Annotated in this window: 33 protein-coding genes and 1 other RNA gene; 18 read left to right on the top strand and 16 right to left on the bottom strand. The window is 67.4% G+C overall.

The features are described from left to right. The first annotated feature begins 309 nt into the window (after positions 1 to 309). Genes ABLE38_RS00990 through ABLE38_RS00980 form a run of 3 tightly spaced genes read left to right on the top strand, consistent with a single transcriptional unit; the run spans position 310 to position 2,600 of the window. Complete coding sequence (locus ABLE38_RS00990) at positions 310 to 1,932, top strand: DNA polymerase III subunit gamma/tau (protein WP_348972306.1); 1,623 nt, start codon at positions 310 to 312, stop codon at positions 1,930 to 1,932. A gap of 2 nt (positions 1,933 to 1,934) precedes the next feature. After that, a complete protein-coding gene (locus ABLE38_RS00985; protein WP_348972305.1) occupies positions 1,935 to 2,255 on the top strand; it encodes a YbaB/EbfC family nucleoid-associated protein in 321 nt (106 codons plus the stop codon). A gap of 60 nt (positions 2,256 to 2,315) precedes the next feature. Further along, positions 2,316 to 2,600, top strand: coding sequence for a hypothetical protein (locus ABLE38_RS00980; protein WP_348972304.1), 285 nt, complete (start codon positions 2,316 to 2,318; stop codon positions 2,598 to 2,600). Positions 2,601 to 2,607: 7 nt separating this feature from the next. On the opposite strand, the gene ABLE38_RS00975 is transcribed toward ABLE38_RS00980, so the two are convergent. The 4 genes from ABLE38_RS00975 to ABLE38_RS00960 all read right to left on the bottom strand — a co-directional run bounded on the left by ABLE38_RS00975 (position 2,608) and on the right by ABLE38_RS00960 (position 5,864). Further along, complete coding sequence (locus tag ABLE38_RS00975; protein WP_348974429.1) at positions 2,608 to 2,991, bottom strand: NUDIX domain-containing protein; 384 nt, start codon at positions 2,989 to 2,991, stop codon at positions 2,608 to 2,610. A 14-nt stretch (positions 2,992 to 3,005) separates the two neighbouring features. Further along, positions 3,006 to 3,686: a monofunctional biosynthetic peptidoglycan transglycosylase gene (gene mtgA, locus ABLE38_RS00970; RefSeq protein ID WP_348974428.1), complete on the bottom strand. Its 681-nt coding sequence runs from the start codon at positions 3,684 to 3,686 to the stop codon at positions 3,006 to 3,008. Between the two features lie 270 nt (positions 3,687 to 3,956). Next, the gene (gene rpoH / locus ABLE38_RS00965; RefSeq protein ID WP_348972303.1) at positions 3,957 to 4,859 is read right to left on the bottom strand and encodes an RNA polymerase sigma factor RpoH; all 903 of its coding nucleotides are present in this window, start codon (positions 4,857 to 4,859) and stop codon (positions 3,957 to 3,959) included. 57 nt (positions 4,860 to 4,916) lie between these two features. Next, on the bottom strand, positions 4,917 to 5,864 hold the full coding sequence (locus ABLE38_RS00960; RefSeq protein WP_348972302.1) for an RluA family pseudouridine synthase: 948 nt from the start codon (positions 5,862 to 5,864) through the stop codon (positions 4,917 to 4,919). Between the two features lie 18 nt (positions 5,865 to 5,882). On the opposite strand from ABLE38_RS00960, the gene ABLE38_RS00955 reads away from it, so the two are divergent. Further along, positions 5,883 to 6,284 (top strand): M67 family metallopeptidase, encoded by a 402-nt coding sequence (locus ABLE38_RS00955; RefSeq protein ID WP_348972301.1) that lies wholly within the window; start codon positions 5,883 to 5,885, stop codon positions 6,282 to 6,284. A gap of 138 nt (positions 6,285 to 6,422) precedes the next feature. On the opposite strand, the gene ABLE38_RS00950 is transcribed toward ABLE38_RS00955, so the two are convergent. Together ABLE38_RS00950 and ABLE38_RS00945 are read right to left on the bottom strand one after the other, a co-directional pair. Beyond that, positions 6,423 to 6,866 carry a hypothetical protein gene (locus ABLE38_RS00950; protein WP_348972300.1) on the bottom strand — a complete coding sequence of 148 codons (444 nt, stop codon included), beginning with the start codon at positions 6,864 to 6,866 and terminating at the stop codon, positions 6,423 to 6,425. A gap of 118 nt (positions 6,867 to 6,984) precedes the next feature. Continuing rightward, positions 6,985 to 8,967 carry an ATP-binding protein gene (locus ABLE38_RS00945; protein WP_348972299.1) on the bottom strand — a complete coding sequence of 661 codons (1,983 nt, stop codon included), beginning with the start codon at positions 8,965 to 8,967 and terminating at the stop codon, positions 6,985 to 6,987. 153 nt (positions 8,968 to 9,120) lie between these two features. On the opposite strand from ABLE38_RS00945, the gene ABLE38_RS00940 reads away from it, so the two are divergent. After that, entirely contained in the window at positions 9,121 to 9,267 is a 147-nt protein-coding gene (locus ABLE38_RS00940; protein ID WP_348972298.1) for a lmo0937 family membrane protein, read from the top strand. Between the two features lie 16 nt (positions 9,268 to 9,283). On the opposite strand, the gene ABLE38_RS00935 is transcribed toward ABLE38_RS00940, so the two are convergent. After that, on the bottom strand, positions 9,284 to 10,558 hold the full coding sequence (locus ABLE38_RS00935) for a serine hydrolase domain-containing protein (protein WP_348972297.1): 1,275 nt from the start codon (positions 10,556 to 10,558) through the stop codon (positions 9,284 to 9,286). A 157-nt stretch (positions 10,559 to 10,715) separates the two neighbouring features. Between ABLE38_RS00935 and ABLE38_RS00930 the strand changes: the two genes are divergently transcribed. From ABLE38_RS00930 to ABLE38_RS00890, 9 genes are all read left to right on the top strand, one after another. Continuing rightward, positions 10,716 to 11,360: a histidine phosphotransferase family protein gene (locus ABLE38_RS00930; protein WP_348972296.1), complete on the top strand. Its 645-nt coding sequence runs from the start codon at positions 10,716 to 10,718 to the stop codon at positions 11,358 to 11,360. Next, entirely contained in the window at positions 11,357 to 12,097 is a 741-nt protein-coding gene (locus ABLE38_RS00925) for a hypothetical protein (protein WP_348972295.1), read from the top strand. Before ABLE38_RS00930 ends, ABLE38_RS00925 begins: the two co-directional genes overlap by 4 nt. A gap of 109 nt (positions 12,098 to 12,206) precedes the next feature. Next, positions 12,207 to 12,431 carry a hypothetical protein gene (locus ABLE38_RS00920; protein ID WP_348972294.1) on the top strand — a complete coding sequence of 75 codons (225 nt, stop codon included), beginning with the start codon at positions 12,207 to 12,209 and terminating at the stop codon, positions 12,429 to 12,431. A gap of 65 nt (positions 12,432 to 12,496) precedes the next feature. Beyond that, complete coding sequence (locus tag ABLE38_RS00915; RefSeq protein WP_348972293.1) at positions 12,497 to 14,821, top strand: chemotaxis protein CheA; 2,325 nt, start codon at positions 12,497 to 12,499, stop codon at positions 14,819 to 14,821. Then, the gene (locus tag ABLE38_RS00910; protein ID WP_348972292.1) at positions 14,821 to 15,246 is read left to right on the top strand and encodes a chemotaxis protein CheW; all 426 of its coding nucleotides are present in this window, start codon (positions 14,821 to 14,823) and stop codon (positions 15,244 to 15,246) included. Before ABLE38_RS00915 ends, ABLE38_RS00910 begins: the two co-directional genes overlap by 1 nt. A gap of 81 nt (positions 15,247 to 15,327) precedes the next feature. Next, on the top strand, positions 15,328 to 15,693 hold the full coding sequence (locus ABLE38_RS00905; protein ID WP_180140099.1) for a response regulator: 366 nt from the start codon (positions 15,328 to 15,330) through the stop codon (positions 15,691 to 15,693). Between the two features lie 23 nt (positions 15,694 to 15,716). Beyond that, positions 15,717 to 16,781, top strand: a complete 1,065-nt coding sequence (gene cheB / locus ABLE38_RS00900) for a chemotaxis-specific protein-glutamate methyltransferase CheB (protein WP_348972291.1) — start codon at positions 15,717 to 15,719, stop codon at positions 16,779 to 16,781. After that, positions 16,778 to 17,626, top strand: coding sequence for a protein-glutamate O-methyltransferase CheR (locus tag ABLE38_RS00895; RefSeq protein WP_348972290.1), 849 nt, complete (start codon positions 16,778 to 16,780; stop codon positions 17,624 to 17,626). Before cheB ends, ABLE38_RS00895 begins: the two co-directional genes overlap by 4 nt. A 33-nt stretch (positions 17,627 to 17,659) precedes the next feature. Continuing rightward, positions 17,660 to 18,361, top strand: coding sequence for an N-acetylmuramoyl-L-alanine amidase (locus tag ABLE38_RS00890; protein ID WP_348972289.1), 702 nt, complete (start codon positions 17,660 to 17,662; stop codon positions 18,359 to 18,361). A gap of 6 nt (positions 18,362 to 18,367) precedes the next feature. Here the strand turns inward: ABLE38_RS00890 and ABLE38_RS00885 are convergent, their stop codons facing one another. Then, positions 18,368 to 19,009, bottom strand: a complete 642-nt coding sequence (locus tag ABLE38_RS00885) for a glutathione S-transferase family protein (RefSeq protein ID WP_348972288.1) — start codon at positions 19,007 to 19,009, stop codon at positions 18,368 to 18,370. Positions 19,010 to 19,182: 173 nt separating this feature from the next. Between ABLE38_RS00885 and ABLE38_RS00880 the strand changes: the two genes are divergently transcribed. Then, positions 19,183 to 19,479, top strand: coding sequence for a hypothetical protein (locus ABLE38_RS00880; protein ID WP_348972287.1), 297 nt, complete (start codon positions 19,183 to 19,185; stop codon positions 19,477 to 19,479). Between the two features lie 32 nt (positions 19,480 to 19,511). After that, positions 19,512 to 19,877: RNase P RNA component class A (gene rnpB, locus ABLE38_RS00875), an RNA gene on the top strand. A gap of 143 nt (positions 19,878 to 20,020) precedes the next feature. On the opposite strand, the gene ABLE38_RS00870 is transcribed toward rnpB, so the two are convergent. Next, a complete protein-coding gene (locus ABLE38_RS00870) occupies positions 20,021 to 20,665 on the bottom strand; it encodes a carbonic anhydrase (RefSeq protein WP_348972286.1) in 645 nt (214 codons plus the stop codon). Next, on the bottom strand, positions 20,662 to 22,242 hold the full coding sequence (locus tag ABLE38_RS00865; RefSeq protein ID WP_348972285.1) for a SulP family inorganic anion transporter: 1,581 nt from the start codon (positions 22,240 to 22,242) through the stop codon (positions 20,662 to 20,664). The genes ABLE38_RS00870 and ABLE38_RS00865 overlap by 4 nt, the downstream gene beginning before the upstream one ends. A gap of 124 nt (positions 22,243 to 22,366) precedes the next feature. On the opposite strand from ABLE38_RS00865, the gene ABLE38_RS00860 reads away from it, so the two are divergent. Then, positions 22,367 to 22,903, top strand: coding sequence for a J domain-containing protein (locus ABLE38_RS00860; protein WP_348972284.1), 537 nt, complete (start codon positions 22,367 to 22,369; stop codon positions 22,901 to 22,903). Further along, positions 22,900 to 23,205 carry a (2Fe-2S) ferredoxin domain-containing protein gene (locus ABLE38_RS00855; protein WP_348972283.1) on the top strand — a complete coding sequence of 102 codons (306 nt, stop codon included), beginning with the start codon at positions 22,900 to 22,902 and terminating at the stop codon, positions 23,203 to 23,205. The genes ABLE38_RS00860 and ABLE38_RS00855 overlap by 4 nt, the downstream gene beginning before the upstream one ends. Here the strand turns inward: ABLE38_RS00855 and ABLE38_RS00850 are convergent. From ABLE38_RS00850 to ABLE38_RS00825, 6 genes are all read right to left on the bottom strand, one after another. After that, a complete protein-coding gene (locus ABLE38_RS00850; RefSeq protein WP_348972282.1) occupies positions 23,202 to 23,612 on the bottom strand; it encodes a hypothetical protein in 411 nt (136 codons plus the stop codon). The genes ABLE38_RS00855 and ABLE38_RS00850 overlap by 4 nt on opposite strands. 29 nt (positions 23,613 to 23,641) lie before the next feature. After that, a complete protein-coding gene (locus ABLE38_RS00845) occupies positions 23,642 to 24,046 on the bottom strand; it encodes a SufE family protein (RefSeq protein ID WP_348972281.1) in 405 nt (134 codons plus the stop codon). Between the two features lie 24 nt (positions 24,047 to 24,070). After that, positions 24,071 to 24,253 carry a hypothetical protein gene (locus ABLE38_RS00840; protein ID WP_348974427.1) on the bottom strand — a complete coding sequence of 61 codons (183 nt, stop codon included), beginning with the start codon at positions 24,251 to 24,253 and terminating at the stop codon, positions 24,071 to 24,073. An 86-nt stretch (positions 24,254 to 24,339) separates the two neighbouring features. Further along, positions 24,340 to 24,615 (bottom strand): hypothetical protein, encoded by a 276-nt coding sequence (locus ABLE38_RS00835; protein ID WP_348972280.1) that lies wholly within the window; start codon positions 24,613 to 24,615, stop codon positions 24,340 to 24,342. Between the two features lie 29 nt (positions 24,616 to 24,644). Then, positions 24,645 to 24,767: a hypothetical protein gene (locus ABLE38_RS00830; RefSeq protein WP_348972279.1), complete on the bottom strand. Its 123-nt coding sequence runs from the start codon at positions 24,765 to 24,767 to the stop codon at positions 24,645 to 24,647. 45 nt (positions 24,768 to 24,812) lie between these two features. Further along, entirely contained in the window at positions 24,813 to 25,082 is a 270-nt protein-coding gene (locus tag ABLE38_RS00825; protein ID WP_348972278.1) for a hypothetical protein, read from the bottom strand. Positions 25,083 to 25,092: the final 10 nt, after the last annotated feature.

The following is a 25,092-nucleotide window of genomic DNA, read 5'->3' as shown; positions in this document are numbered from 1 at the left end:
CCAGGCAGAGATTCTCGCGCACGTCGTGATCTGTTTCTCCAAGCGCGAACGAGGCTTGGCAGGCCGATGCGTATGCCACCGAGATCGACAGAGCGATCGAGCGGCTCGCGACCTTTTCTCATATCGGCGGAGCGCTCCGGCATAGGGGCCGCCTGTATCGTCAATGGCGAACCGGCAGCCACGCGATCCTCTATACGATCGCGCGATCCAGGATCGTGATCGTCCGTATCCTCCACATTCGCCGGGACGCGGCTCGCCATCTCACCTGACGCTTCGACAAGCCCGCCTTCGCACCCTAGATAGAAGCCGATGTCCGATTCCTTCCTTGGCCTCGACGAACCCCCGCAGCCGCGTGACAACGCGTACCGGGTGCTGGCGCGCAAATACCGGCCGCAAACCTTTTCCGAGCTGATCGGCCAGGATGCGATGGTCACCACGCTGGGCAACGCGATCAAGCGCGACCGGCTGGCGCATGCCTTCCTGCTCACCGGCGTCCGCGGCGTCGGCAAGACCTCAACCGCGCGGCTGATCGCCAAGGCGCTCAACTGCATCGGGCCGGACGGGCAGGGCGGGCCGACGATCGATCCGTGCGGGATCTGCGAGCCGTGCCGGGCGATCGCCGAGGGGCGCCATATCGACGTGATCGAGATGGACGCCGCCAGCCACACCGGCGTGGACGATGTCCGCGAGATCATCGAGGCGTCGCGCTACTCGGCCGTCTCGGCGCGCTACAAGATCTACATCATCGACGAAGTCCACATGCTGTCGAAGAGCGCGTTCAACGCGCTGCTCAAGACGCTCGAGGAGCCGCCGGCGCATGTGAAGTTCCTGTTCGCCACCACCGAGGTGAACAAGGTGCCGGTGACGGTGCTGTCGCGCTGCCAGCGCTTCGACCTGCGCCGCATCCCGGCCGAGCTGCTCGCCGAGCATTTCGCCAAGGTCAGCCAGGCCGAGGGTGTCGAGGCCGAGCCTGAGGCGCTGGCGCTGATCGCACGGGCGGCGGAAGGATCGGCGCGCGACGGGCTGTCGATCCTCGACCAGGCGATCGCGCATGCCGGGCTGGAAGGCGAGGGCGTGAAGGCGGAAGCCGTGCGCCAGATGCTCGGCCTGTCCGACCGCGGCGCGATCCGGACGCTGTTCGGGCTGCTGCTCGAGGGCGACGCGCCGGGTGCGCTCGCCTCGCTGCGAGGGCAGTACGACCTTGGCGTCGATCCGCAGGCGGTGCTGCGCACCTTGCTCGAGACCGTGCACGCGGTGACCCTCGCCAAGCTCGGTACCGATGGCAATTCGGGCCAGTCGGCCGAGGAGCTGAAGGCGCTCGAGCGCTGGGCGGCGGGGCTGAGTTTCCCGGCGCTGCACCGACTCTGGCAGCTCGTGCTGCGCGGGCATGACGAAGTCGCCAAGGCGGTGCTCCCGATCGAGGCGGCGGAGATGGCGCTGCTGCGCGTGATCCACGCCTCACAGCTGCCCGACCCGGGTGAGCTTGCCCGCCAGATCGCCAGCGGCAGCGTGACCATTTCGGGCGGCGCGGCACCGGCGGCAACGCCTGGGGCGAACGGCGCGGGGATGCCGACCTCGCTTGGACAGCTCGCCGATTATCTCGAGGAGAAGCGCCGCTTCCAGCTCGCCACCCAGGTGCGCGACTATCTGCGCCCGGTCGGCTTCGCGGGCACCGAGATCGAGTTCGCCGCCGCGCGGCCGCTGCCGTTCGACTTCCTCAAGGAGCTGGGCGCCGCGCTCAAGGAGTTCACCGGCACCAATTGGAAGCTCCAGTGCGTTGACGTACCGGCACAGGCGATGACATTGCGCGAGGAGCAGGCTGCGAACGAGCAGGCCGAGCGCGACGCGGTGCTCGCCTCGCCGATGGTCGCCGCGGCGATGGAAGCCTTTCCCGATGCCGAGCTGATCGGCTGGTCCAAGACAGGAAGTTGAGTATGGATCTCGAAAAGATGATGGCCATGGCGCAGAACGTCCAGGCCGAGCTTACCAAGGCCCAGGCCGATCTCGACAAGATCGAGGTCGAGGGCGCCGCCGGCGGCGGGCTGGTGAAGGTGCAGGCATCGGCAAAGGGCCGGATCATCGGCATCCATATCGACGATTCGCTGCTCAACCCGGCCGAGAAGGGCATGCTCGAGGACCTGCTCGCGGCCGCCTTCAACGATGCCCGCGCCAAGGCGGATGCGGCGTCGCAGGAGTCGATGGCGAAGATGACCAGCGGCCTGCCGCTGCCGCCGGGCTTCAAGCTGCCCTTCTGATTTCCGGAACCTTCGTTCGTTCTCCTCGGTTGCTGACGGCACAGTTCGAGGAGGACGAAAATGGTGGAACGTGTAACCGAGCGTACCGACGGCGTGACTGCCGAGCGCGTCACAGAGACCGGCGGCAGCACCGTGGTGGTCGAGAAGAGCGGTGGCAGCGGCGCGGGCTTGCTGATCGGGCTCGTGCTGCTGGTCGCCGTGGTGATCGGCGCCGTCTATCTGTTCAACCAGAACAACCGCGAGAACGCCAAGACCGATGCGGTGACGCAGGCGGCGAAGGACGTCGGCGGCGCCGCCAAGGATGTCGGCGACGCGGCGCAAGACGCGGCGAAGAAGGTCCAGTAACGGCCCGTTACCGGAGCAATTTCAGCGCAATAGGCAACACATGGGTGCGGGTCATCGGAGCGAGCGGCAACGCATCGGCCTCGGCGATCGGCACCCATAGCGCTTCGGCGATCTCCGCCGCGGCAACGGGTTGATGCACGGCGGTAAGGTGAAACAGCTCCGCCTCGACCACGCGGCCGGGCTCATTGGCGGCGGGCGCCTCGAAGCGGCCGAGATGCACGGGTTCGTGCGCGGGCGTCATGCCGATTTCCTCGGCCAGCTCGCGGCGCAACGCGCCGAGCGGCGTTTCGCCCGGCTCGATCTTGCCGCCCGCCTGCATATAGGCGGAGGTGCCTGTTTTGCGGACCAGCAGCATGCGGCCGGCGCCGTCGTCGATCAGCGCGGCGGCGATGCGGATCGGCGGACTCAGCGGATGCAGGCGTCCAGCCCGTCGCCGCGCACCGTGCCGATGCGCGCGGTGATCGCGTTGCCGTAGCGCCGGGTGAAGCCGCGCGGATCGATGCCGGCGCGCTTCTTGGGGAGCGGCAGGACGGCGGCGATCTGGGCGGCCTCGCGCGGGCTCATCTGCGACGCGTCATGCTTGAAATAGCGCATCGAGCCGGCGTTGACGCCATAGGTGCCGATCCCGGTCTCCGCGACGTTGAGATAGACTTCCATGATCCGGCGCTTGCCCCAGATATTCTCGATCAGGACGGTGAAATAGGCCTCCAGCGCCTTGCGGGCGTAGCCGCCGCCCTGGAACAGGAAGACGTTCTTCGCGGTCTGCTGGCTGATCGTCGAGCCGCCGCGGATCTTCTTCTTGCCGGTGGCATTGCGGGCATAGGCCTGCTCGATCGCGGTGAAATCGAAGCCGTGATGCGTGCAGAAGCGCGCATCCTCGGCGGCGATCGCGGCGCGGGGCATGTCGGGGTCGATCCGGTCGAGCGACATCCAGCGCTTGGAGACGCCGTGGCCCGAGAAGACGTCGCCGATCTGCGTCCAGGTGATCGGCACCGGCACGAACTTGTAGAGCACCACCATGCCGATCGAGACCAGCAGGAAGGCTAGGACGGCCTTCAGGATCCAGAAGAGGATGCGGCGGAGCAGCGGCTTGCGCGGCTTGGCCGGGCGCTCCTCGCTTGCCGGTGCAGGCGGGGGAGGGGCTTGTCGTGCCGAGGTGAACGGATCGGGCTCCTCGCCGAGCGGGCGCAGGTCCGGCATCGGCGCCGCGCCCAGCTCGGGCTGGACCGTGGTCGCGCGCGGCGTCCAGTCGCGCGGACGGGGCGCAGAATCGGAAGGCGCCGGTGGGATGTCCGCCGGCGCTTCCGGGAGGCGCGGGGCCTCCTCGTCGTTTCGATTGTCACCCATGCGCAGGCGTCAGGCGGTGAGCAGCCGCTTCTCGCCGGCGATGCGCATCATCGCCTTTTGCAGCTTCTCGAACGCGCGCACCTCGATCTGGCGGACGCGCTCGCGGCTGACGTCATAGACCTGCGAGAGCTCCTCGAGCGTCTTGGGATCGTCGGTGAGGCGGCGCTCGGTGAGGATGTGCTTCTCGCGCTCGTTCAGGTCTTCCATTGCCGACACGAGCATATCGTGCCGGACATCGGCTTCCTGCGCCTCTGCAACCTGCTCGTCCTGGAGCGCGCTGTCGTCCTGCAGCCAATCCTGCCACTGGCCCTCGCCATCCTCGCGCATCGGCACGTTGAGCGACGTATCGCCGCCCATCGCCATGCGACGGTTCATCGAGGTGACCTCCTCCTCGGTGACGCCGAGATCGGTGGCGATCTTGGTGAGATGCTCGGGGCTGAGATCGCCGTCCTCGAACGCGTCGAGCTTGGCCTTCATCCGGCGCAGGTTGAAGAACAGCTTCTTCTGCGCGGCGGTGGTGCCCATCTTCACCAGGCTCCACGAGCGCAGGATGAATTCCTGGATCGAGGCGCGGATCCACCACATGGCGTAGGTCGCCAGGCGGAAGCCCCGATCGGGCTCGAACTTCTTCACGCCCTGCATCAGGCCGATATTCCCTTCCGAGATCAGCTCGGAGACGGGCAGTCCATAGCCGCGATAGCCCATGGCGATCTTCGCCACGAGACGCAGGTGCGAGGTGACCAGCTGGGCCGCGGCATCCGTGTCGCCATGCTCCTGGAAGCGCTTGGCGAGCATGAACTCCTGCTCGGGGCTCAGGATCGGAAACTTCTTGATCTCGGCCAGATAGCGGTTGAGGCTCGCCTCACCACCAAGCGCGGGGATCGTCGCCGGGACGTTGCTTCCGCTTGCCATGATCACTTCTCCCTTTACTAGGCGCGCTCCCCCTAAGGCGAAGCGCCGCCGAAAAATTCATACGATGAGGTTATCGAACAGTTCCTGCATGTCGGCAGGGATTTCGCTTTCAAACGCCAAAGCGGTACTATTGATGGGGTGAATGAACCCCAGATGGGCCGCGTGCAAGGCTTGGCGCCGGAAATTCAAGGTTTCCAGAAGTTGACGGTGCACCTTGCGGACACTGCCATAGACTGGATCGCCGACGAGCGGATGACCCAAAGAGGCCATGTGCACCCGCACCTGATGGGTACGCCCGGTCTCGAGCTTGCACTCGACCAGCGCGGCATCCCAAAGTTCACGAAGCACACGCCAATGCGTGACCGCGCGCTTGCCGTTGCCGACGATCGCCACCTTCTTGCGATTGTGCGGCGAGCGGGCGAGCGGGGCGTCGACGATGCCCTGCAGCGTCCGCGGCCTGCCGCTTACGATCGCCTTGTAGCGCCGATCGATCGAGTGCGCCTTGAACTGCGCGGCCAGGCCGACATGCGCGCGATCGTGCTTGGCCGCGACCATCAGGCCCGAAGTATCCTTGTCGATCCGGTGGACGATCCCCGGGCGTGCTTCGCCGCCGATGCCCGAAAGCGAGCCGTGGCAGTGATGCAGCAGCGCGTTGACCAAAGTCCCGTCGAGGTTGCCCGCGGCGGGATGGACGACCAGCCCGGCCTGCTTGTCGATCACGATCAGATGCTCGTCCTCGAACACCACGTTGAGCGGGATCTCCTGCGCCTCGTTGTGCGCAGGGGTGGGATCGGGCACCGCGACGCTGAACAGCGCGCCGCCAAGCGCCTTCTTCGCCGGATCGCGAACCAGCCCCTGCGGGCCGGTGACGGCACCGCTGGAGATCAGCACCTTGAGCCGTTCGCGCGACATGGTCGGCACGGCGTCGGCGAGCGCACGGTCCAGACGCCAGCCATCGGCCGACTCCGAAATGCGCGCTTCGATGATGGAAACCCCCTGATTCATGTTTTATCGTAAATGGGCATGAGGTTGGAAATTTCAAGATCTGTACTGATCGGTATTCGGCAGATTTCTGCGGCTGCCGCGCCTCTGGAGGCCTGTGGGCTGCTGTTCGGCAGCGAGGCTGTCATAGACGGGTTTCAAGCTGTTGAAAATGTTGATGAAGCGCCTGATCGGCATTTCGAGATCGATCCCGTCGCGCTGTTTGCCGCCCTTCGCGCCGAGCGCGCCGGCGGGCAGAAGCTTGTTGGATATTGGCATTCGCACCCCAGCGGGGATGCGGCGCCCTCGGTAACCGACGCGGCGAGGGCTGCCCCCGACGAAAAGCTGTGGCTGATCGTTGGGGGCGAGGCCGTCACTGCCTGGCGCGCCGTGGAGCAAGGGGCGCTCCACGGGCGCTTCGATCCGGTCGCGATCGAGGGATAGGGCTTTCGATATCCCCACACTGCTCCCCGGCTAAAGCCGGGGCCCAGGGGCACAGGCGATCCGGCAGAGAAACCCTGGACCCCGGCCTTCGCCGGGGAAAAGAGGGGGCTGGATCGCGCAGTGCATTTCGGTGCGGTCCTAGTTGCCGGAAGGCGCAGCGGGAGCCGGGGCATCGGCGGGCGGCGGCGGCGGGCCCATGCGGTGGCCGGGGCCGCCCTGCGGGCCGCCGTTGGGGCCGTGCTGCCAGCCACCGCGACCGCCGGGGCCGCCCGGGCCGACGTGGCCATGGCCGCGGCTGCGATGCATGCGCATTTCCTCGAACCGGCCGAAGCGCATTTCCTCGCGCGAGAGCTTGCCGTCCTTGCTGACGTCGAACCGCTCGAAGCGGGCGGCGGCGGCCTTCATCCACTCGTCCTTGGTGATCACCCCGTCCTTGTTGAGGTCGATCATGTCGTGATGGGGGCGCGGTGCCTGCTGGCCCTGCGGGGCCGGTGCCGGACGGGTCTGCGCCAGCGCGGCGCCACCGCTCAGCGAGGTGAGTGCGCTTGCCGCGAGCAGCACGGCCAGTTTCAGCTTGTTCATGGTATTCTCCGCTCCAATCCTTGCTTTGGACAAGGCTGGAAATAGGCCGCGCTTGTCGCGAGGGTTTTGCGGATCGCAGGCGAAATTGTCGCAACTTGTCCTGCAGGCAGGTCCTTGCCTAGGCGTTGTCCTCGCCTTCGAGCGTCGGCAGCGTGAAGGTGAACACCGCGCCGCCCTCGGCCGCGTTGGCAGCGGTGAAGCTGCCGCCGTGCATCTCGACGATGCGCTTCGAGATCGACAGCCCGATGCCCATGCCGTCGCTCGTCCGCTTGGCCGAGAACCGCTTGCCGAGATGCTCGATCGTCTCCGCCGAGAGGCCGGGGCCGTTGTCGCTGCAGCGGACCTCGACCATCGTGTCGGCGGCGGGGCGGGCGGTGATCCAGACGCGCGGGTTTTCGCTGCCCGCCTCGCGTAGCGCCTCGACCGCGTTGCGCATCAGGTTGACCAGCACCTGCTGGATCTGGACGCGGTCGACAAAGGCACGGAGATCCTCAGGCTCGACGTCGCAATCGATCTGCGCGGCGAGGCGGCCGGAGCCGACCAGCACCAGCCGCGCGGCATCCTCGATCATCGGATGGAGCAACTCGACGCTGCGCTCGGTATCGTTACGCTCGGTGAAGCTGCGCAGGCGGCGGATGATCTCGCCGGCGTGCATCACCTGCTCCCGGGCATTGCCGACCATCTCGGCGCCTTTCTCTTCGGTGCCGCTGGTCTTGGCGATCATCGCGGCGGCGGAGAGGTAATTGGCGGCGGCAGTCAGCGGCTGGTTGAGTTCGTGCGCGAGGTCGGCCGCTGCTTCGCCCATCGCGCTCTGGCGGGCGAGATGGGCGAGCTCGGCATTGAGCTGCGCGACCTGGTCCTCGATCGTGAACTGGGCGGACATGTCGCGCACGAAGACCGTCAGGCACTTGGCGTCGTCCGCCTCGACCCGCCCCGCACGCGCCTCGAGCGGGAAGAGCGTGCCGTCGCTGCGCCGGCCGACCGCGCTGAGCACGCGCGATTGGGTGGTGTTGAAATCGATCGAACGCGCGTTGAGCAGCTCGCTGTCGTAGCGCTGGCTGTGCTCGGGTGGGGCGAGCAGCGTGACCGGCTTGCCGAGCACGTCCTCGGCCCGGTAGCCCCAGAGCCGCTCGGCGGCGGCGCTGAAATCGAGGATCGTGCCATCCTCCTCGATCAGGATGACCGCATCGGGCACCATCTCGAGCACCGCGGCCAGCTTGGCGCCACGGATGGCGAGCGCGCGGCTCTGCATGTCGGCGTGGCGGATCGCGCGCATCAGCACGACCGCCAGGATCACGACATTGCCCAGCAGCACGAGAAACTGGGCCGCGCCGAAGCCGAGCAGGCCGAACTGATAGGATGCGAAGCCGAGCACCGAGGGGATGGCGGGGAAGATGATGATCGCCGGGGCGAGCTGGACGAGCACGTGCCAGCCCCGCTCGCCCGCCTGTTGCCGCATCGCGCAGAGGATCAGGCCGATCAGCGGCAGCAGCGCGATCGCCGGCGAGACCGTCGAGCGGCCGAGAAAGGCGGGGGAGAGCGCACCGACGCGCTCGGTGAGCAGCGCGGTCGCCGCCAGCAGGGTCAGCGCCACGGCAGCGCTGGAGAGGAGGATGCCGGAGATGCGGAAGATCCGGCGGCGTGAGGTCAGCGCGACCGCGGCGAGGCCGCCCACGATCTGCACCATCGCCGTGCCGGCGGGCGGCAGGCCGTTGTTGCGCACGCCGAGCGCCTGCACCGCATCGGGGAAGAACAGCCGCTCCACCGCGATCATGCCGGTGAGATATTCGACCGCGATCAGCGCGAGCAGGACCGCGCCCGGCGCAAAGGCGAGGCGCGCGAGCCGGGGCCGGTCGCTCACGGCGAAGAACGCCGCCAGCGTGACGCTGCAGCCGTTGATCGCGCTGAGCGGCGCCACGGCGTAGTGCGGATCGCCGAAGCCGCGCAGCACCGCTATTCCCGAAAGCCAGCCGAGCAGCGGCATCGACAGTAGCAGGCAGCCGATGCCGGTCAGCCATTGCGGCAGGCTGACTGCGCCAACGCGCGCCCAGCCGGAGCCGGAAAATGCCTTGCTTTGCCTGTTCGTCGCGGCGCCGTTCATCGCTTTTCCAAAGGGCGGGCCTGAGCCCTTGCCTGCACATTGTAGCAGGAACCGTTGCCCCGGGCGTAATCCGGAAAAACCGCGAGTGTCGCAGGCGGAACGTTCCGGTGCCGCAACCCGTTATTGGGGAAACACTATAGGGAGCGTACCCAAATGCTTTGGACGATCGTCGTCATCCTGCTGGTCCTGTGGCTGCTTGGCTTTACCTTGCACATCGGCGCCGGCCTCATCCACATCCTGCTGGTCGTCGCGCTGGTCATCGGCCTGATCCAGCTCTTCACCGGTCGTCGGGTCGTCTAGCCCGGCCCGGTCCGGACTAGTCGCCTGACGGGCCCAGATAGGCGGCGCCATATACCGCACGGCGAAAGTCGCGGTGTAGCGTCGCCTGGAAGGGTTTGGTCTGGACGAAGAACACTGCAGCGAGGCGGTTGGCGGGATCAACCCAGAACAAGGTCGATGCCGCGCCATCCCAGAAGAACTCGCCGACCGCGCCGCGATTTTCCTCCGGCGTCTTCGGCTGGCCGATGCGCACCGCGAAATCGATGCCGAAGCCGACATTGCCCTTGCTCGGCAGCCAGCTCTTCTCGGTGATGCGCGGATCGAGCGCGTTGGTCGCCATCAGCCGCACCGTGGCGGGCTTGAGGATGCGCACGCCGTCGAGCGTGCCTTGCCCGAGCAGCATGCGGGCGAAGCGCATGTAATCGTCGATCGGCGCGACGATGCCGGCGCCGCCCATCGTCATCGCCGGCTTGGGGAAATTGCGCGCGCGGGTGACGGCATCAGGCTCGCGCGTGAGCTTGCCGTCGGCGCCGAGGATGTAGGTGGCGGCGAACCGGTCGAGCCGGTCCATCGGCTGGGACCAGCCGGCTTCCTTGATGCCGAGCGGCGCGAGGACGTGCTGGCGGGCATAGTCCTCGAATGGCTGGCCCGAGAGCTTCTCGACGAGCAGCGCCTGGACGTCGACTGCAGAGCTGTACCGCCATTCGCTGCCCGGATCGAAGATCAGCGGCAGATGCGCGAGGCGGTGGCCGAATTCGGTGAGGTCATGATCGAGGCCGAGCGGATCGGCGGCGGCGAAGGCCTTTTCCGCCGCGCTGTCGCCGCCGCCATAGGCGAAGCCCGCGGTGTGGCGCAGCACGTCGCGGATCGTCACCGGGCGCTTCGACGGGCGCCAGATCGGCGCGCCGGCCGCGTCGGTGCCGTCCCGCACCAGCATCGTCGCGAATTCGGGCAGGTAGCGCGCGAGCGGATCGTCGAGCCCGAACTTGCCCTGCTCCCAGAGCTGCATCAGCGACACGCCGGTGACCGGCTTGGTCATCGAATAGACCTGGACGAGCGTGTCGCGGCGCATCGGGCGATTGGCCTCGCGGTCCGCGAGGCCGGTGCTACCGTAATAGGCTTCGCGCCCGTCCTTCCATACCAGCGCCTCGACGCCGGTGGCGCGGCCGCTCGCGACCATGTCGGCGAGCGCGCGATCGAGCCTCGCCTTGTCGATCCTGAAGGTCGTGGTGGCGGCGGGCGTTTCCTGCGCGAGGGCGGGCAGGGGCTGCGCGACCAGCAGCGCGGCGAGGAGGGGCAGGACCTGTCGCATATGCTCTCCCATAGTCACTTTTCTCGGCACTTTTCCGGCGATGGTAGCGGTACCTTCATGAGGCGTACAGCCACGACCTTGGTCGCGCCCGCGCCTCGCGCTTGCAGCATGGCCTGCCCTGCGCCAAAGAGGGTGGACCTCGCGGGGAGCCTGCACCTTGAACATCAGCCCGACCGATTTCGCCAGCCTGCTCTGCTCGCGGCTCTGCCACGATCTGCTGAGCCCGGTGGGGGCGCTCAACAACGGGCTGGAGCTGCTCGCCGACGAGCATGATCCCGAGATGCGCGCGCGCTGCCTGGAGCTGCTCAACGAGAGCGCCAAGGCGAGCGCCAACAAGCTCAAATTCTTCCGCCTGGCGTTCGGCGCGGCGGGCGGCTTCGGCGAGACCGTCGACACGCGCGAGGCGCAGGCGGCGATCGAGGGGCTGTTCGGCGAGAACCACCGCGTCAATGTCGGCTGGATGGTCGAGGACCCGGTCCTCCCCAAGCAGGCGATCAAGGTGCTGATGAACCTGTCGCTGATCGGCGGCGATGCGTTGATCCGCGGCGGCCAGCTCGATATCGGCGCCGAGATCGTCGACGGCGCGATCGAGATCGTCGTGCGCGCCGACGGGCCGCGCATCGTGCTCGACCCCGAGCTGCGCAGCGCGCTGGCCGGCGGCAAGGACGATCTGCCGATCACCCCGCGCGCTGCGGCGGCGTACCTCGTCCACGCGCTGGTGACGCAGGGCGGCGGCGTGCTCCAGGTGAGCCCGCCCGACGCCGAGGTGCTGCTGTTCGGGGCGTCGTTCCGGGTCGCATGATCGCCCTGGCGCTCGCGCTGGTCCTGGCTGCGCCTGCGCCGGCGAGCAAGGCAGCGCCGGTGGCCGCGACGGACCACCAGCTGCTGGCGGGACGCAGCTTCACGGTCAGCCACAAGGTCCGGCGCAGGCGGACGCAGCCCTCCGACGACGGCAATTTGCCGCCCGAGCTTCGCCTCTACAGCACGCTGGTGCAGATCGCCCGGCCGGCCAGTGCCAGCGAACGGGCGTGGAATGCAGCGATGCAGGCCTGGCTGCGCGAGGGCGAGGAGCTCGCCTTTCCGGGGGAGACCAGGGGCTTTGGGTCTTGGGAAGGGCCGGGCCAGGTCGAGGTCGAGATCGCGCTGGTCGCCGCCTCGCCGGAGCTGCTCATCGCACGGCTGGGCGTCTCGACCAATTTCGGCGGACCGCATCCGAATTACACCAGTCGGACAATGCTCTGGTCGGTGCCGCTCGCCCGGCCGCTGCGCAATGCGGAGGTCTTCACGGACGTCGCCGACCGCGGGCTGCGGGAGATGGTCCTGAAGCATTTCGACCAGGACGGTTGCGAACTGCCCGATCTGGCGCAGGCCAAGTTCGTGCCGCTGCCGAATGAGGTCGTCTTCGAATTCGATCCCTATGAGATCGGCGGCTATACCTGTGGCGGCAAGAGCGGCTTCGGCTGGGACGAGGCTGCGCCCTATCTGCGCCAGCCGCTGCCGTTCGACCGATCCAAGCTAGAACTGCCGGCCACGCGCTGAGCGGCGCGGCACGTAGCGCGAACGAACCCCTAGGGGTTAACAGCAGCTTGGCGGGGGCGCGCCCTTAAGGCTTCCTAGGGACAAACAACCCCTTGGAGTCGCGTCCATCATGTTCCTCGATACTGGGCCGCTCGGGCCAGGCTGGAGCGAAACGCCACAGCCGCTGTGCAAGAGCTGCCGCCAGCCGATCCTCGACCATCATGCCACGCAGGACGTGCAGTTCCCCGAACATTCCGGCAGTTCGGACATGAGCGGGCGCTACCACGCTGCCTGCGCCAAGCCCTTTGCGAGCATCGCACATGCGCTCGACATGCTGGGGCGGTTTCGCGGCTAGGTGCTAACGCCCTTTTAACCAGCAAGGGCGCAGAACGGGCCGGCAAATTTGCTTACCGGGGCACCATGGACGACCTTCTGCAGGAATTCATCGCCGAAACGCGAGAGACGCTCGAAGCGCTTTCGGGCGAGATCGTCGCGTGGGAGGCGCATCCCGAGGATCGCGCCCGGCTCGATGCGATCTTCCGCTTCGTCCACACGGTGAAGGGGAGCTGCGGCTTCCTCGACCTGCCGCGCCTGGGACGCCTCAGCCATGCCGCCGAGGACGTTCTCGCGCAGGTGCGCGAAGGCGACCGCACGCCGGACCGCGCATTGGTCAACGCCGTGCTCGCGGTGGTGGACCGCATCGGCGAGCTGGTCGAAGCGATTGAATCGGGCACCGGCCTGGAAGACAGCGGCGACGATCTGCTGATCTCGGCGCTGGCAGAAGGCGCCGCGGAGATCGCCCAGGCCGGGCCGGTCACGCACCGCGCGCCGGCACGCAGCGTGCGCCTCAACGTCGATCTGCTCGACCGCATGATGTCCGGCATGTCGGACATGGTGCTCGCCCGCAACGAGCTTTCCCGGCGCCTGCGCCAGGGCGAGGTCGATCCCGCGATCGAGGCTGCGCTCGAGCGGCTTTCGCTCACCGTCGGCGAGATGCGCGACACGGTGACGCGTACCCGCATGCAGAAGATCGATGCGCTGTTCTCCGCGCTGCCGCGCATGGTGCGCGACACGGCGGCGGGACTCGGCAAGTCGGTGATGCTCCAGGTCGAGGGCTCGGACGTCGAGCTCGACCGCGAGATGATCGAAGTGATGCGCGACCCGCTGGTTCACATCATCCGCAACTCGATCGACCACGGCATCGAGACCCCCGGCGAGCGCCGTGCGGGTGGCAAGCGCGAGAATGGCCGCCTGTCGGTCTCGGCGCGCCAGTCGGGCAACCAGATCATCATCGAGATCGCGGACGACGGCCGCGGCATCGATACCGAGCGGCTGATCCAGAAGCTGATCGCCAACGGCCGCGACGAGGCCAAGCTGCGCAGCCTTTCGACGCGTGCGCGCAACGAGTTGGTGTTCGAGCCGGGGCTGTCGTCCAAGGATGTCGTGACCGAAGTTTCCGGCCGCGGCGTCGGCATGGACGTGGTCCGCGCCGCGATCGAGCAGATCGGCGGCCGGGTCGAGCTCGATTCGACGCTCGGCAAGGGCCTGCGCATCGCCATCCACGTGCCGCTGACGCTCTCGATCATCTCGACGATCGTGGTGGGCGTGGGCGGCCAGCGCTTCGCGATCCCGCGCCAGTCGATCGAGGAGATCGTGACCGAGCGCGGCGAGGCGATCCGTGTCGACGTGATCGGCGGCTCACCGGTGGCGAGCGTGCGCGAACGCCGCATGCCGCTGATCCATCTGTCGAAGATGCTCGGGCTGCCGGCCGTGGTGTTGGAGCATGACAGCGGCCAGATGCTCGCGATCGTCAGTGTCAGTGAGGGCAGCTATGCGCTCGCGGTCGATACCGTGCTCGACAATGAGGAGCTGGTGATCAAGCCGGCGTCGCCCGCAGTCATGTCCACCGGGCTTTATGCGGGCCAGACGCTGCCGGATTCGGGCCTGCCGATGCTGCTGCTCGATTGCGCCGGCATGGCCAAGGTCGCCGGGCTCGACTTCAATCGCGACGCCCAGGACCTGTTTGAGGAAGAGGAAGAGGCCGAAGTGGCGCAGGGCCTGCCCGCGCTGCTGTTCCGCGACCTCGACGGCGTGCGCCGCGCGGTGCCGCTGGCGGCGGTCGATCGGGTGGAGCAGGTCGACGGCGCGAACATCCGCTTCGCCGCGGGCCGCTTCCGCGTGACGATCGACGACCGCATCCTCCCGCTCGCCGCGCATGGCGACCTGGATGGGCTGGAGCGGATCAACGTGCTGCGCCTCAAGGACGGCACCAACGAAGTTTCCTATGCGATCCAGGAAGCCGCCGACATCGTCGTGCTGCCCGACGAGATCGCGCCGGCGCGCGAGCCGGGGCCGATCGCCGGCGTCGTGCTGGTCGATGGCGAGCAGATCGAGCTGGTCGACATGCTGTGGATCTTCGACGAGCACGCCGCCCTCGAAATGGACGACAGCCCGCCGCTCTGCCTGATCGCGGGCGATGACGATGGCTGGATGGCCTCGTTCGTTAAGCCGCTGCTCGAAGCCTCGGGCTATCGGGTCGCGCTGCGACTAGCGCCGGGCGAGACGCCGGCGGTGGTGCTCTCGTCGGACGACAAGGGTGGGCCGCAGGGCGAGGAAGCCCCGGTCGTGCGGCTGCGCAGAAAGCGCGCTGCGGGTGGGGCGGGCGACGACAGCGTCTATAGGTATGACAGAGCGGGACTGCTTTCCGCGCTCGAAGCCCGGGTTTCCGGCAAGGCAGGCCGCTGATGTCGCATCTCTATCTCATCGCCCAGATCGCCGGGCGCGCCGTGGCGATCGATTCCGAGCAGGTCGAATCGGTGGTCGATATCGGCGAAGTGACCGCGGTGCCCTGCGCCTCGGTGCATGTCCGCGGGCTCGCCGCGCTGCGCAGCCGCGTGGTGACGGTGGTCGATACCCAGTCGGCGCTGGGAATGGAGGGTGGCAGCACTGCCCGCCGCGCCGTGATCACCCATGTCGAGGGGCATCACTACGCGATGCTCGTCGATGCGCTGGACGATGTCGCGCCGTTCGAACTCTTGCCGCTTGCCAGCGGCGTGACGCTGGATCCGGCGTGGCGACAGGCCGGGCGCGGGATCGTGGAGCGGGACGGCGAGCCGATCCTGGCGATCGATCTCGCCAGCCTGGTCCCCGGCGCTGCCGGTCCGAATTAAACCGCGCGATTAACGTGGCGCTTACGCCTTTCGTGCACTGTCCGATCCTACCTAATGCCTGAAAGCGGGGAACAGGGGAAAATGAAGACTTGTCTGGTCGTCGACGACTCCAAGGTGATCCGCAAGGTCGCCCGTCACATTCTGGAGACGCTCGATTTCGAAGTGCGCGAGGCCGGTGATGGCCGCGAGGCGCTCGACTCCTGCCTGCAGACCCCGCCGGACGTGATCCTGCTGGACTGGAACATGCCCGTGATGAGCGGCATGGACTTCCTGCGCGCGCTCAAGGATTCGGGGCTGCCGACGCGCCCGAAGGTGGTGTTCTGCACCACCGAGAACGGCATGGCCTATATCCGCGCCGCCATCGAGGCGGGTGCGGACGAATATGTCATGAAGCCGTTCGACCGCGAAACGCTCGAGAGCAAGCTGCAGATCGTCGGCGTCGCGTAAGCGGCGCACTCAAGGAGCCCCACGTGGCGCACCCATCTCTTGCGGAAACCGGGTTCGGCGGCACCACCGCCGGGCCGGCGCAGGTGCTGATCGTCGACGATTCGGTCGTCGCGCGCTCGGTGCTGGGGCGCATGGTGGAGGGCACGCGCCGCTTTCGCGTTGCCGCCGCCTATAGCGATGTGCGGGCCGCACTCGACTATCTGAAGACCCATTCGGTAGACATCATCCTGCTCGACATCGAAATGCCCGGGATCGACGGGCTCACCGCGCTGCCCGACATGATCGAGGCGGGGCGCGGGGCCAAGGTGCTGATCGTCTCCTCCTCGGCCGAACAGGGCGCGGCGGTGACGGTGCAGGCGCTAGCGCTCGGCGCGGCTGACACGCTGGTCAAGCCCGGCATCGGCGCGTTCGGCGGCCGCTTCGCCGAAGTGCTCGAGGAGCGGCTGTCGCGCCTGATCGAGGCCCACGCCCATCCCGAGGTGCATCATCACGGCCCCGTCGCGGCGCCCCATGATTTCGACCTGGTCGCGATCGGCGCCTCGACCGGCGGCATCCACGCGCTCAGTCAGCTGCTCCGCGCGATCCCCGCGCGCTTCCAGGTGCCGATCCTGGTGACTCAGCATCTGCCCTCTTCCTTCATGACCTATTTCGCGACGCAGCTCGCGGTGCTCGGCGGGCGCCCCTGCGAAGTGGCGACCGATCGCATGCGCATCCGGCCCGGCCGGATCATCGTGGCACCGGGCGATGCGCATCTGCGCGTGGTCCGCATGTCCGACGGCGCGGCGATCCGGCTGACGCACGAAAAGGCCTCGAGCGGCTGCATGCCCTCGGTCGACCCGATGTTCGAGAGCGTCGCGGAAGTTTTCGGCAATCGCGCGCTCGGCGTGGTGCTGAGCGGGATGGGCCGCGACGGGTGTGAGGGTGCCAAGGATTTGATCGAAGGTGGCGCGCGCGTGCTCGTGCAGGACAAGGCAAGTTCGGTGGTGTGGGGCATGCCCGGCGCAGTCGCCAATGCGGGGCGCGCCAGCGCGGTGCTGCCGCCGGACGAGATCGGGCGGCTGATCGCCCGCGGCGGAGGCGGCGCATGATCCCGCCCGCCACCACGCCGATCGCGTCCTCGGGCGCGATGAACATGCTCGCGGCGCTGCTCGAGCAGCGCGCGGGCCAGCAGATCGCGGCGAACCGCACCTGGCGGATCGAAACGGCACTGAAGCCGATCCTTCGCGAGAAGGGTCTGGCCAGCCTGGACGAGCTCGTGGCCAAGCTCATCACGGCGCGGACAGGGGAGTTGGCGGACTTGGTCGTCGATGCACTGCTCAATCAGGAGACGAGCTTCTTCCGCGATGCGGCGGTGCTCGACATGGTGGCGGATGCCGCCCAGGCGATGCAGGCCGAGGCGGGGAACCGCCGGCTGCGGATCTGGTCCGCGGGCTGCTCGACCGGCCAGGAGCCGCTGAGCCTGGCGATGCTGTTCTCCGAGCGCGGTATGCCCGATCCCGAGATCGTGGCGACCGACGTCTCGCCCGCCGCGCTGACCCGGGCACGCAGCGGTCGCTTCTCGCAATTCGAGATCCAGCGCGGCCTGCCGGTGCGCCGGATGATGACTTGGTTCGACACGACGGGCGCCGATTGGGTCGCCAAGCCCGAGCTGGTCCGCAAGCTCCAGTTCCGCCAGCACAACCTCACCCAGGATCCGGCGCCGGCGGGCAGCTTCGACATCATCCTGTGTCGCAACGTGATGCTCTATTTCTCTCCCGCGGTGCGCCGCCAGGTGTTCGACACCCTGGCATCGGCGATCCGGCCGGGCGGGATGCTGGCGCTGGGCGCGGGCGAGACGGTGATCGGCCTGACCGACCATTTCCAGCCCTGCGAGACCTATCGCGGCTTCTACCGTGCGGTGGACGGTGCCGGCGTGATGCGCGCCGCGGGTTGATCGCACCCGCATCGCGCGGCTAGCGTCCGCACGATGCATCACGGACTGCACTTCATCGACGCGCCATCGCCCAATTTCGACGAGCGCGCGCTGCCCGTCACGATGATCGTGCTTCACTATACCGGCATGGTGAGCGCGGAGGCGGCGCTGGCGCGGCTGCGCGATCCCGAGGCCAAGGTTTCGGCGCATTACCTGGTCGACGAGGACGGCACGATCCACCGGCTGGTGCCCGAGGACAAGCGCGCCTGGCACGCCGGCCGCTCGCACTGGCGCGGGATCACCGACGTCAATTCCGCCTCGATCGGCATCGAGATCGTCAATCCCGGCCACGACAATGGCTATCGGCCGTTCCCCGCCGAGCAGATGGGCATGCTGATCCCGCTCGTCGCCGAGATCAAGGAGCGCTACGGCATCACCCGCGGCAATGTCGTCGGCCATTCGGATGTGGCGCCGGCGCGCAAGCAGGATCCGGGCGAGCTGTTCAACTGGCACGCGCTCGCCCGCCTGCGGCTGGCGCTGCCGCGGCCGACCAAGAACCTGGTGGACCCGGGCTGGCCCGATGCCGGCTTCATGCTCGCGCTGGAGCGCTTCGGCTATGACGTCGAGGATGCTGAGGCCGCGGTCACCGCCTTCCAGCGCCGCTTCCGCCCCGAGCTGGTCGATGGCGAGATCGACATGGAATGCCGCTGCCTGCTGCTCGCGCTGCTGCTGCCCAAGCCCCAAGGGGACGAATAGAGCGTTTCAGCCGCCGAGGGACTCAGCCCAGGCCTTGGTCGCCTGGCAGCTGTCCATCGCCCGCGCATAGGCCTCGCGCGCGGTGGTGCGGGCGACATAGGCCCGCTCCGCGTCGCTCAGCGCCACGCCGCCGGCCCGCCGGGCGAATTGCAGCGCATAGGTGACCGAGATGTCGGCCGCGGTGAAGCTGTCGCCGGCCATATAGGGCGAGCGCGCGAGCTGGCGTGCGACGATCCCGCGGCGGCTCTCGAAGGTCTCGAATGCCTTGCGCGCGCCCCAATTGTCCTTCTCGGCTTCGGGCGCGAGGATCTTGCTGACGACGACGAAGAACATCGAGGCTGCGAGTCCGGCTTCGCCCAGATGGAGGAATTGCTGGTAGGCGGGGAAGGCGGGATCGCGCGCGTCCGGCACCAGCGGCGTCGGGCCGTAGCGCGCCATCAGATATTCCATGATCGCGATCGACTCGACCATCACCGTGTCGCCGTCCACCAGCGCGGGGATGAAGCCGGCGGGGTTGATCGCCAGGAACTCGGGGTCGTTGTCGACGCCGGCGAGCATGTCCACCGGGCGCAGCCGATAGGGGAGGCCCATCTCCTCCAGCAGCCAGACCACCCGGAAGCCCCTGCCTTCGCCATAGACCGTGAGCATGGTGCCGTTCCCTCGCTTGGCTTGGCACAGGAATGCGCAGTCGGCGGCGCAGGCGCAACCACCGGCATAGTTACGCAAGCGTGCACTACATCCTTGCGTGGTTCTGCAAGTATAGGATGATCTATAGGAGGTGGGAGGCTCGCACCTTGATCACTAGCGGAATGAAACCGACGATGACTGCCTTGGGGCCGGTGCGCGTGCGCCTGGCGTCGATGGTGCAGGGGGATGCCGACGGGCATCAATCGATCAACCTGCCCAAGGCGGCGGAAGCGGTGGCGCAGCTACGGCGCGTGGCCCAGGTGACCGGCGCCGAGGACGTGATCCACATCTCGTCCGACTATCACCGCGCGGCCGTGGCGGCGGGGCCGCTGACGACGCAGTGGAGCATCGTGGTGGAAGCCTATGGCACCGCAGTGACGCGCGCCGTGCCGCCCGAGCCCAAGCCGACCGAGCAATCCGCCGACGCTTGAACTCCTGCGCATTGCCGCTAGAGCTGTCCGCGCCAGAGGATTGGGCGGCCGCGGGTGCGCAAGCACGCGAGGAAAGTCCGGGCTCCACGGAAACACGGTGCCGGGTAACGCCCGGCGGGGGCGACCCCAGGGATAGTGCCACAGAGAGCAGACCGCCTACCTCCCTCGGGAGCGGCAAGGGTGAAAGGGTGCGGCAAGAGCGCACCGCGCGACCGGTAACGGAAGCGGCATGGTAAACCCCACCGGGAGCAAGACCGAATAGGGGCGGCGCATAGGCCTGGTTCCGGCCTGTCGCCCGGGTTGGTTGCTGGAGCGGCGGAGCAATCCGTCGCCTAGAGGAATGGTCGCACATCGCCGAAAGGCGAGGACAGAACCCGGCTTATAGATCCTCTGGCAAATACGCCATTCCGGCGAAAACCGGGATGACGATAGTAGGAAGGGACGAACCTTGCGGTTCGCCCCTTCCGCCCTCTCCTGGATGGAGAGGGCTCAGAAGAGGAGCGCGGCGCTTCTGTGTCGCCGCGCCCGTTCCTCCTGCAACTTATCCCAGCGCGTGCGCCGGCTCGGGCCGCTCGACCGCGTCCAGCACGGTATCCGCGTCGATCTCGAGCAGCGGGCGGATCAGCCCGTCATGCATGCCGTAGACCCAGCCATGCAGGTAGAGCGTCTGGCCGCAGCCGAACGCCTGCTGGACGATCTCGGTGCGGGCGAGATGGACGAGCTGGTCGCGGACATTGCACTCGACCAGGCGGTTCGCCTTGGCGGTATCGTCTGGCAGGGCGTCGATCTCGTCCTGGTGCTCGCGATAGACGGCGCGGGCATTGGCGAGCCAGGTATCGACTGGCCCGGTAGTGCCGCCCTTCAGCGCCGCCATCACGCCGCCGCAACCATAATGGCCGCAGACGATCAGGTGCTTCACCTGGAGCACGGTGACGGCATATTGCAGCACCGCCATCAGGTTGAGGTCGTTCTCATCGACTAGGTTCGCCACGTTGCGGTGGATGAACATGCCGCCCGGCTGGGTGATCGTCATCTGCTCGGGCGAGACGCGGCTGTCCGAACAGCCGATCCACAGGAATTGCGGCTTCTGGCCGGCGGTCTGGCGCTCGAAGAAGTCCGGGCGCTCGTCGGTGAGTTCGTTGGCCCAGGCCCGGTTGGCGAGCAGCAGCTGTCGATAGTCCTTCATGCGTAGACGACCTCCTTTCGCGGGGCCTTGATCTTGGGGGCCGTGCGCTCGGCCAGGTCGCCGCGCACCACGACGCGGATGCCGCGATATTCGGCCCCGCGGATGAAGTGGTTGAGGATCTCGATATTGTCGAAATCGACGAACTGCGTGGCCGAGAGGTCGATCAGCAGGTCGACGTCGTCGGGCACGCGGTTGAGCGCGGTCTGCAGCTCGTGCTTGTGGATGAAATAGAGGTTGCGGCGCGCGCGGACGAGCGCCTCGCTGCCGTCCTGGACATAGGAGATCGCGGGGCGGAAGTTGCGCGCGATCACGAACATCAGCCCGATGCCGATACCGATCACGATGCCGATCAGCAGATCGGTGAACAGGATCGCAGCGATCGTCGCGACGAACGGCACGAACTGGTTCCAGCCCTGCTTGAGCTTCTCGCGGAACAGTGCCGGCTTGGCGAGCTTGTAGCCCGTCGCGATCAGGATCGCGGCAAGCGCCGAGAGCGGGATCAGGTTGAGCACAGCCGGGACCAGCAACAGGCTCGCCAGCAGCCAGAAGCCGTGCAGGATCGTCGAGAGCTTGCTGCCGGCATTGGCATCGACATTCGCCGAGCTGCGGACGATCACCGAGGTGACGGGCAGGCCGCCGAGCAGGCCCGAGACCAGGTTGCCGCCGCCCTGGGCAAGGAGCTCGCGATCCTTGTTGGTGGTGCGGCGCTGCGGATCGAGTTCGTCCACCGCCTTGACGCTGAGCAGCGATTCGAGGCTGGCGACCAGGGCGAGGGTGAGCGCGATCGTCCACACCGCCGGGTTGGTGATCTGGGTGAAGTCGGGCAGGCGGAACAGCGCGGCGAACTCGCCGAGATTGCTCGCCACCGGCACCTGGACGAGGTGGGTGGTCTGGATCGCGAGGCCGGGCATCGCGAAGCCGAATAGCGCGTTCATGCCGACGCCGAACAGCACGACGACGAGCGGTCCGGGGAGGAAGCGCAGCGGCCCTTCCTTCGGGCGCGCCTTGTCCCACCAGAACAGGAAGGCGATCGACGCCACCGCGATGATCAGCGCACCCCAGACGATCTGCTGGTTGAGCACCGCCCAGAGCGTGGACAGCGTGTTGCGGCCATCGGGCTGGAGGAAGGCGAAGCTGCCTTCGTAATCGCCGTCATAGCCGATCGCGTGGGGGAATTGCTTGAGGATCAGGATCAGGCCGATCGCCGCGAGCATCCCCGAAATCACCGAGCTCGGCACGAATTCGCTGAGCAGCCCCGAACGCGAGAACGCCAGCGCCATCTGCATCAGGCCCGCAAGGCAGACGGCGAGGAGGAAGGTTTCGAAGCTGGGAAGCGCCGTGATCGCGTCGAGCACGATCACGGTGAGGCCGGCCGCCGGTCCCGCGACGGAGAGCGGCGACTTGGAGAGCGCGCCGACGACGATGCCGCCGACGATGCCCGCGATCAGGCCGGAAAAGAGGGGGGCGCCGGATGCCAGTGCTACGCCGAGGCAGAGTGGCAGGGCAACAAGGGCAACGACGACAGAAGCTGGGACATCCTGGCGCCATTGCGCCAGGAGCGAAGCTGGGTGGGACACAGACTACTCCCTTTATACGGGTGTCCCTTCCCACGCGCCGGAATAGCGGCGCTGCGTTGCACAACAATGACCAATCGACCGGACGAGCGCTTGCGCCGACGAATCGAGTGGCTATCTGGACGGCATGGCAAGATCGACGCGCTCGACCGATTGGGGATTCCCGCGCTGGCGCGCATATGGCGCCGAGCGCGAAGCCGTGCAGGTGCGCATGTGCGACCGGCACGGCTGCGACCAGCCGGGCGACCGCCCCGCCCCCAAATCGCCCAACAGCCCCGAGCGCTGGTATTTCTGCGAGACGCATGCCGGCGAGTACAACCGCAATTGGGACTATTTCGCCGGGCTCACCGCCGAGGAAGCCGCCGAGCGCGAAGCGAACGAGCGGCGCGACAGCTCGGGCTATAGCGAGGCCAAGTATAATGGCTGGGCAGGGCCGGGCGACGGCAGTCGCTCGCGCGACGAGATGAAGGCGCTCGAGGTGCTCGAGCTCGAGGTCGACGCCGATTTCGAGGCAGTGCGGCTCGCCTGGCGCCGGATGGCCAAGTCGAACCACCCCGATGTGAAGCCGGGCGACGCCGATGCCGCCAAGCGCTTCCAGGCGATCCAGGCTGCGTATGACGTTCTCAAGGCCGCCGAGGAACGGCGGACCTGGAAGGGCGATTGAAGCTGCGCATCCATTCAAACTGGGACCACACGGTCCTGGTCTGCGCGAAATGCTCGAAGAAGCTGGACGGCGGTTTCGGGCCGAAGGGCAGGCAACCGCTCGCCAAGGCGCTGCGCAAGCATCTCGGATTGAAGAAGGGCCGCAAGGGTGCGGCGGGGATCGTCGAGGTGAAGTGCCTGGGCGTCTGCCCGCGCGGCGCGGTGACCGTGGTGGACGCGGGCGGCCCGCGGGAATGGCTGCTGGTGCCGAAGGGAGCGGACCTGGACGCGGTGGCGGAGGAATTGGGGCTGGCGCGGGGCTAGACTCCGTCCCCGCTGATCCGCCGGGCCACCGCCTCGACTTCCTCGCGCGTTTTCCACCCGCCGGTGATCACGGCCTTGCCGCCGAGAATCTGCTCGTTGAGCACGGGCCGCGACAGCACATGGCGATCGATGCTGATTTCGATCGGTCGTCCGACGCCGCAATGCTGGGCCTGCACGAACCTGGCGTTGCCGGCCTGCGTGAAGCTCAGCTCCAGCGTCCAGCCGATGCCATATTCACTTTCGACGGGCCGGGTGCCGGCGATGTCGGCGCGCGTGAAGGCGAGGCCGCCGATCCACAATCCCTTCCCGGCCTTCTGGAACGGCCTGGCATCGTCGATCGAATAATTTTCGGGGAACGCGCAATCCTCCGCGACCGGAGTGATGGCGAGCAAAAACGGGAGCAGCATCGGACGGTCCCGGGCGATTGATACCGCGCTCAGCTATATCGTCGTGCCGTTTCCCGCACCAGCGCGATCATGTTCGGGATGCCCTGAGTCCGGTTCGAGCTGAGCTGGTTCTTCAGGTCGAACGGCGCCAGCGCGCCTTCGATGTCGCTGGCGAGGATCTCGGCCGGGGCCTTGTCCTGCACCGTGAGCAGCACCAGCGCGATGATGCCCTTGGTGATCGCGGCGTTGGAATCCGCGAGGAAGTGGAGCCGGCCGTCGTCCAGGCGAGTGGGGTAGACCCACACCGCGGCGGAGCAGCCGCGGACCAGGGTGGCGTCGGTCTTGAGCGCGTCGGGCATTTCTTCCAGCCCGCGGCCGAGATCGATCAGCAGGCGATAGCGGTCATCGGCTTCGAGGAACGCATATTCGTCCTGCAGGTCGGCGAGGCTGGTCATACCCTGCCGCTAGCCGGGTGGACCTCAGAGGTCCACCCCGGCCGCGATCGCTTCGAGCTTGCGGATGCGCTCCTTCAGGTCGGCGATCTCGATGCGCGAGGCTGCGGTGGGCATCGCCGGGGCATCGCCGACATGATGGGCGGAAAGCTCCTGGCGCTTCAGGGCCAGCCAGCCGCGCCAGCCCGAGAGCCCGGCGGCGGTGATCATGCCGAGTCCGGCCAGGCCGGCGGTGGCAGCAGTGAAATAGAAAGTCGGATCCTGGGTCACGTCATGCCTCCCTTGGTCTGACGTATTCAGTTTTTGTCGCGCAGCTGCTCGATCTCACGGTCGAGACGAACGCTGCCTTCGGTGTCGGTGACGACGCGTTCGAGCACCTGAACACGCTCCTTGAGCGCGCGGATCTCGTCGCGGAGCCGGGCATTGTCGGCGGCGGTCGCGGCGCTATCGGCGGCGTTGCCGCGATAGACCTCGTTGCCGTCCCTGTCCTTGTGGATGCCGTAGCGCGCCTTGAGCACGCTGCCGATCGTGACGATCACGATAATCGCGACAACCATCTCGAACGGGTTCATTCCACACCTCCTTCAAACACTTGGGCGGTTCAGTTCTGCGCTGCCCGGGCAAGCCGCTCGGCGCGGCGAACGGGGCGATCACGCTTTTCGGCGAGGACAATACCTCCCCCGCACAGTGCCGTCAGCACTGCGACCATCACTATCGCAATCATTTTGGACTTCCTCTTACTGGCGGCGCCGGAGCGCCGCGGGGAACTTCAGTTCAGCGGGGTCTCGTCCCGCAGCTTGTCGATCTCGTCGGCGAGATCGGCGCCCTTGTCGGTGATGATCCGCTCGAGGACGCGCACCCGCTGCTCCAGCCGCTCGGTCTGCGCCGCATATTGCGCGGCCTTTTCAGCGACCATCTGCGCCTCGAGTTCCATCTTGCGCTGCTGCAGCGCGAACCAGGGCTTGAGGAACACACCGCCGAAGATGGCGAACATTCCGCACATGATGCCCAGGATGGGAATGAGCAGGGGGCTGATCATCTCAAACTCC

Origin of the sequence: Sphingomonas sp. KR3-1, assembly GCF_040049295.1 — a bacterium.
Taxonomy (GTDB): domain Bacteria; phylum Pseudomonadota; class Alphaproteobacteria; order Sphingomonadales; family Sphingomonadaceae; genus Sphingomonas.
The sequence above is the reverse complement of the archived record's forward strand: the minus strand, read 5'-3'. Positions and strand labels throughout refer to the sequence as shown.

What these genes read in the sequence shown, in the direction of transcription:
- ABLE38_RS00905 (WP_180140099.1), top strand. Translation starts at nt 15,328, where the DNA reads ATGAAGACTTGTCTGGTCGTCGACGACTCCAAGGTGATCCGCAAGGTC.
- ABLE38_RS00945 (WP_348972299.1), bottom strand. Translation starts at nt 8,967, where the DNA reads ATGAACGGCGCCGCGACGAACAGGCAAAGCAAGGCATTTTCCGGCTCC.
- ABLE38_RS00960 (WP_348972302.1), bottom strand. Translation starts at nt 5,864, where the DNA reads ATGAATCAGGGGGTTTCCATCATCGAAGCGCGCATTTCGGAGTCGGCC.
- rpoH (WP_348972303.1), bottom strand. Translation starts at nt 4,859, where the DNA reads ATGGCAAGCGGAAGCAACGTCCCGGCGACGATCCCCGCGCTTGGTGGT.
- ABLE38_RS00860 (WP_348972284.1), top strand. Translation starts at nt 22,367, where the DNA reads ATGGCAAGATCGACGCGCTCGACCGATTGGGGATTCCCGCGCTGGCGC.
- ABLE38_RS00980 (WP_348972304.1), top strand. Translation starts at nt 2,316, where the DNA reads ATGGTGGAACGTGTAACCGAGCGTACCGACGGCGTGACTGCCGAGCGC.
- ABLE38_RS00915 (WP_348972293.1), top strand. Translation starts at nt 12,497, where the DNA reads ATGGACGACCTTCTGCAGGAATTCATCGCCGAAACGCGAGAGACGCTC.
- ABLE38_RS00825 (WP_348972278.1), bottom strand. Translation starts at nt 25,082, where the DNA reads ATGATCAGCCCCCTGCTCATTCCCATCCTGGGCATCATGTGCGGAATG.
- ABLE38_RS00910 (WP_348972292.1), top strand. Translation starts at nt 14,821, where the DNA reads ATGTCGCATCTCTATCTCATCGCCCAGATCGCCGGGCGCGCCGTGGCG.
- ABLE38_RS00830 (WP_348972279.1), bottom strand. Translation starts at nt 24,767, where the DNA reads ATGATTGCGATAGTGATGGTCGCAGTGCTGACGGCACTGTGCGGGGGA.
- ABLE38_RS00935 (WP_348972297.1), bottom strand. Translation starts at nt 10,558, where the DNA reads ATGCGACAGGTCCTGCCCCTCCTCGCCGCGCTGCTGGTCGCGCAGCCC.
- ABLE38_RS00890 (WP_348972289.1), top strand. Translation starts at nt 17,660, where the DNA reads ATGCATCACGGACTGCACTTCATCGACGCGCCATCGCCCAATTTCGAC.
- ABLE38_RS00885 (WP_348972288.1), bottom strand. Translation starts at nt 19,009, where the DNA reads ATGCTCACGGTCTATGGCGAAGGCAGGGGCTTCCGGGTGGTCTGGCTG.
- ABLE38_RS00845 (WP_348972281.1), bottom strand. Translation starts at nt 24,046, where the DNA reads ATGACCAGCCTCGCCGACCTGCAGGACGAATATGCGTTCCTCGAAGCC.
- ABLE38_RS00840 (WP_348974427.1), bottom strand. Translation starts at nt 24,253, where the DNA reads ATGATCACCGCCGCCGGGCTCTCGGGCTGGCGCGGCTGGCTGGCCCTG.
- ABLE38_RS00920 (WP_348972294.1), top strand. Translation starts at nt 12,207, where the DNA reads ATGTTCCTCGATACTGGGCCGCTCGGGCCAGGCTGGAGCGAAACGCCA.
- ABLE38_RS00835 (WP_348972280.1), bottom strand. Translation starts at nt 24,615, where the DNA reads ATGAACCCGTTCGAGATGGTTGTCGCGATTATCGTGATCGTCACGATC.
- ABLE38_RS00870 (WP_348972286.1), bottom strand. Translation starts at nt 20,665, where the DNA reads ATGAAGGACTATCGACAGCTGCTGCTCGCCAACCGGGCCTGGGCCAAC.
- ABLE38_RS00940 (WP_348972298.1), top strand. Translation starts at nt 9,121, where the DNA reads ATGCTTTGGACGATCGTCGTCATCCTGCTGGTCCTGTGGCTGCTTGGC.
- ABLE38_RS00990 (WP_348972306.1), top strand. Translation starts at nt 310, where the DNA reads ATGTCCGATTCCTTCCTTGGCCTCGACGAACCCCCGCAGCCGCGTGAC.
- ABLE38_RS00850 (WP_348972282.1), bottom strand. Translation starts at nt 23,612, where the DNA reads ATGCTGCTCCCGTTTTTGCTCGCCATCACTCCGGTCGCGGAGGATTGC.
- ABLE38_RS00880 (WP_348972287.1), top strand. Translation starts at nt 19,183, where the DNA reads ATGACTGCCTTGGGGCCGGTGCGCGTGCGCCTGGCGTCGATGGTGCAG.
- ABLE38_RS00925 (WP_348972295.1), top strand. Translation starts at nt 11,357, where the DNA reads ATGATCGCCCTGGCGCTCGCGCTGGTCCTGGCTGCGCCTGCGCCGGCG.
- ABLE38_RS00950 (WP_348972300.1), bottom strand. Translation starts at nt 6,866, where the DNA reads ATGAACAAGCTGAAACTGGCCGTGCTGCTCGCGGCAAGCGCACTCACC.
- ABLE38_RS00985 (WP_348972305.1), top strand. Translation starts at nt 1,935, where the DNA reads ATGGATCTCGAAAAGATGATGGCCATGGCGCAGAACGTCCAGGCCGAG.
- ABLE38_RS00895 (WP_348972290.1), top strand. Translation starts at nt 16,778, where the DNA reads ATGATCCCGCCCGCCACCACGCCGATCGCGTCCTCGGGCGCGATGAAC.
- ABLE38_RS00955 (WP_348972301.1), top strand. Translation starts at nt 5,883, where the DNA reads ATGAGGTTGGAAATTTCAAGATCTGTACTGATCGGTATTCGGCAGATT.